The organism is Mesorhizobium sp. M7D.F.Ca.US.004.03.1.1, assembly GCF_003998635.1.
Lineage (GTDB): Bacteria > Pseudomonadota > Alphaproteobacteria > Rhizobiales > Rhizobiaceae > Mesorhizobium > Mesorhizobium loti.
Genome location: NZ_RZQG01000528.1, coordinates 1 through 4,240 on the forward strand (window position 1 = coordinate 1; position 4,240 = coordinate 4,240).

The 4,240-nt window shown below is 62.5% G+C and carries 4 protein-coding genes; 2 read left to right on the forward strand and 2 right to left on the reverse strand.

Going from position 1 to position 4,240, the window contains the following annotated elements; genetic code table 11:
- Positions 1-190: 190 nt before the first annotated feature.
- On the forward strand, positions 191-1,213 hold the full coding sequence (locus EN935_RS24600) for a LacI family DNA-binding transcriptional regulator (RefSeq protein ID WP_127373694.1): 1,023 nt from the start codon (positions 191-193) through the stop codon (positions 1,211-1,213).
- A gap of 331 nt (positions 1,214-1,544) precedes the next feature.
- Here the strand turns inward: EN935_RS24600 and EN935_RS24605 are convergent, their stop codons facing one another.
- Positions 1,545-2,135, reverse strand: coding sequence for a TetR/AcrR family transcriptional regulator (locus EN935_RS24605; RefSeq protein ID WP_127264682.1), 591 nt, complete (start codon positions 2,133-2,135; stop codon positions 1,545-1,547).
- A gap of 76 nt (positions 2,136-2,211) precedes the next feature.
- Positions 2,212-2,565 carry a hypothetical protein gene (locus EN935_RS41490; protein WP_206534559.1) on the reverse strand — a complete coding sequence of 118 codons (354 nt, stop codon included), beginning with the start codon at positions 2,563-2,565 and terminating at the stop codon, positions 2,212-2,214.
- A gap of 62 nt (positions 2,566-2,627) precedes the next feature.
- On the opposite strand from EN935_RS41490, the gene EN935_RS24615 reads away from it, so the two are divergent.
- Positions 2,628-4,240, forward strand: a 1,613-nt coding sequence (locus EN935_RS24615) for an efflux RND transporter permease subunit (protein ID WP_164771312.1), incomplete at its 3' end; no start/stop codon positions are given.

Genomic DNA, 4,240 nt, shown 5'->3' on the forward strand with positions numbered 1-4,240 from the left:
CGGACAAGGAAATCCGCGATGCCATCGCCGATGGCAAGCCATCGCACTGACTATCGGGTGATGGGTGGCAATCATCCGTCACCTCAAAACGCATCGCTCGTCTGGCGCAGCATCGCATCGGCGCATAGGGTCGCGGCATGAAAGCCACCGTCTCGGATATCGCTCGCAGCTGCGGGCTGTGGGTTGCGGCATGAAAGCCACCGTCTCCGATATCGCTCGCAATTGCGGGCTGTCGACCGCAACGGTCGACAGGGTGCTCAACAACCGGCCAGGTGCGAGTGCCGCCAACCGGCAGCGCGTCTTGGAGGCGGCCAAACAGGTCGGCTATCTGCCGGTCGCCGATCAGGTGACGCTGCCCTCGCGGCCCGCCCATCTCGAATTCCTGCTGCCGATCGGCAGCAATGCTTTCATGCGCGATCTCGCCGGGCATATCGAGGATTATGCCGCGCACCTGCCGCTCGTCGCCTCGTGCCGGATCCACAACCTCGCCGGAATCTCGCCGAGCGCGCTGCAGACAGCCGTCGAAAACCTCTCGCTCAGGGCCAATGGCGTCGGTGTCATCGCCGTCGACCATCCTCGCACGCGCAACATCCTGCGCGACATCGTCGACGCCGGCATGCGCCTGGTGACGCTGGTGTCCGACGTTCCGGCGGCACCGCGCTCGGCCTATGTCGGCATCGACAACCGGGTCGCGGGACGAACGGCGGCGCTGTTGATGGGACGCTTCCTTGGCGGCCGCACGGGCCATCTGGCAATGGTCGTCGGCTCACGCTCCTATCGCGGCCACGAGGAACGCGAAATGGGTTTCCGCTCCGTTCTCAATGAAGAATTCCCCAATCTGACGGTCAGCAGCGCCGTCGACATCAACGACGAACCTGACGTCAGCTACACCGAGACCATGAAGGCGCTGCACAACCAGCCGGAGCTGCTCGGCATCTATTGCGTCGGAGCCGGACACTCGGGCGTTGCAAAGGCGATCCGGGAAGCCAGGCCGAACCGCAAGCCGGTGTTCATCTGCCACGACCTGACGAAGGACACGCGGGGACACCTCGTCGACGACCTGCTCGATGTCGTCATCGACCAGAATGCCAGGCTGATCGCGGAACAGTCGGTCATTCGCCTGCTCGGCTCGATTGCCTCCTCGGCGCCCTATCTGACGCGAAAGTTCATCGAGCCTCGTTTGATCTTCAGGGAAAACGTCCCGGTGCAGTAAGGCGGAGTGGCCTGGCAAAGTCTGTTTCCGGATTTGTAGGATAATTGATACGGCAAATCTGCACAGCAGCTATGCACAATTCATTGTTGCCGAATCATTGGGCAATTCGTAGTTTCTGGTTGTCGGCCATCTACTCCTCCCAGATGCGATGCCGGCGCTGAATGGGGTGCACCTCCTCCCGCGCCACATTCGAAATCGAGCCCGCTGCCACCTCCTCCCGGCAGCGGGCTTTTTTCGTTCAGCGTCGGAAATTCCGGTGCCGCCCTGCGCCAAGGGGCGTTAGGCATCCCTCGGTCGCAGATCGGCAAATCGCCAACAGTCGCGGCGGATTTCAACCGGCGGCGGTACCCCGGAAGGAAACGATCAACCCTTCGGCCATGCGCACGAACTGCGTGCTCGGACCTTCGGCACCCACGGTCTGCACACTGACATGCGCGCCCTCGAACAGCAGCGACAGCGTATCGGCGAGCAGTTCGGCCTGACCAATGCCGGCATCTCGACATAGCGTCACAAGGCGCTGGCGCTGGACTTCCTTGAGCTCCCTGATCACCAGCCTGGCCGGATGGTCGGGCTCGGTCAGCTCAGCGGCGGCATTGGCCATGTCACAGCCACGGCCGTCAGCATTGAGCATGGCAGCCGCCTTGCGAACCCAGGCGTGCAACTGCGCAAGCTTGTCACCAGGAAATTCGGCCTCGAATGCATCCCACATGGCGCCAGCCTTGGCCGCATTGGCGCGCAGGCATTCGACGATCAGCTCGTCCTTGGATTCGAAGTGACGATAGAGCGTCATCTTGTTCGTGCCGGCAGCCTCGGTGATGGCGTCGACGCCGACGCCCTTGATGCCGTGCTTGTGGAACATGTCACGCGCCGTCTCCAGAATTCGATCCCGGGGACGTGAGCGCTCCACGACGCCGTCTGTCATCATGATCTCCTTTCGTTTCCTAAAAACCACGGCCACCTCTTGACTAGGGTGTTACCGGTCTGTAACTATGCAAATGTTACTTACTGGTAACACCTATGTCGCCTCCCGTCAATAACAAGGCCGTGAACTGGTCCTGCCAGATCGGAATGGGCGAAAAACTGCGGTTCATGCGGCCTCGGCCGGTGAAGAGATGAAAAACGGTTCGTGAGCATGGGCTGCGAATCGACAGACAAGGAGCCGGCCAATGCCACAGCGCCGCGATCTTACCATAGATGAAGCCGTCCGGGATCCGATGATCCGGCTGGTCATGAAAGCAGATGGCGTCGACCCGCGCGCCTTTGAAAAGATGCTGCGCTCGCTTGCCGATGCGCAACGCCATGAGGTGCCGTTGCTGCGTTCGCTGGACGAGCCCGGCGACGGGCGCGGTCAAGGGCTGTCCAGGGTTGCCAGCGCCTTCGGGCGGGCAAGAGCAGCCGGGGAGGCTTGCGTGTCGTGGTAAACTTTTTCATCCACCGTCCGATCTTCGCCTCGGCGATCGCCATCATCATGGTGCTCGCCGGGACGATTTGTTATTTCCTGCTGCCCGTCTCGCAGTTTCCCGACATCACACCGCCGCAGGTCGTGGTCAGCGCCCACTATCCGGGCGCCAGCGCGCAAGTGGTGGCCGACACGGTGACGACCCCGCTCGAGCAGCAGATCAACGGCGTGCAAGGCATGACCTACATGTCGTCGACGAGCTCGAATGATGGCTCCTCGACCATCACCATCACCTTCGATGTCGGTTATTCGCTGAGCACCGCCGCCGTCGACGTGCAGAACCGCGTCTCGCAGGCCGCCTCGTCGCTGCCGGCGATCGTCAACCAGGGCGGCGTGACGATCAAGAAGCAGAACCCGAATTTCGTCCTCATCGTCAACCTGACTTCGCCGGACAGTTCGGTCGATCCGGTGGCGCTGAGCAACCTTGCCTATCTGCAGGTGGTCGATCCGCTGAAGCGGTTGCCCGGCGTCGGCGACGTGCAGATCTTCGGCGAGCGGCGCTATTCGATGCGCGTCTGGCTCGATCCCGACAAGCTCGCCAACCTCGGCATCACCGCCGTCGACGTGCAAAACGCCATCGCCGAGCAGAACGTCCAGGTGGCGGCCGGCAAGATCGGCCAGTCGCCGGCGCCGGCCGGCACCGCCTTCGAGATGCAGGTCAATGCCGTCGGCCGCCTCAGTGACCCTAAGGAGTTCGGCGACATCGTCGTGCGCGCCAACACGGACACCGGTTCGCTGGTCAGGCTGCGCGACGTCGCCCGCATCGAGCTCGGCGCACTGCAATATTCGTCGTCGGCCTTCTTCGGCAAGGATCCGACCGTGGTGCTTGCCGTCTATCAAATGCCCGGCTCCAACGCGCTCGATCTTCAGCAGCGCGTCAAGGACAAGATGCAGGAGCTTTCGGGCCGGTTCCCTAAGGGCGTCTCCTATGCGATGCACTACGACACGACCCGCTTCGTCTCGGCCTCGATGCATGACGTGCTGATCACGCTCGGCGAAGCGCTGGTGCTGGTCGTCGCCGTGGTGTTCCTCTTCCTGCAGAGCTGGCGCACGACGATCATCCCGACCATCGCCATTCCGGTGTCGCTGGTGGCGACGCTGGTGGTCATGGAGATGCTCGGTTTCTCGCTCAACATGCTCTCTTTGCTCGGCATGGTGCTGGCGATCGGCCTCGTCGTCGACGACGCCATCGTCGTGGTCGAGAATGTCGAACGACAGCTGGAGGCCGGGCTCAAGCCGCTTGCGGCGACCAAGGCCGCTATGGCCGAGGTCACCGGTCCGATCATCGCCACCACCGCCGTGCTGATGGCTGTGTTCGTGCCGGTTGCTTTCATTCCCGGCGTCTCCGGCAAGCTCTACAACCAGTTCGCGTTGACGGTGGCGATCTCAGTCGGCATCTCTGCCTTCAACTCACTGACGCTGAGCCCGGCGCTCAGTGCCGCCTTCTTGCGGCATCGCCAGCCAACGCAGTTCGTGCTGTTCCGCTGGTTCAACACCGGCTTCGACAGGCTGTCACACGCCTATGCTAACGGCGTGCGCATCCTCATCCGCTTGCGCTGGATCATGCC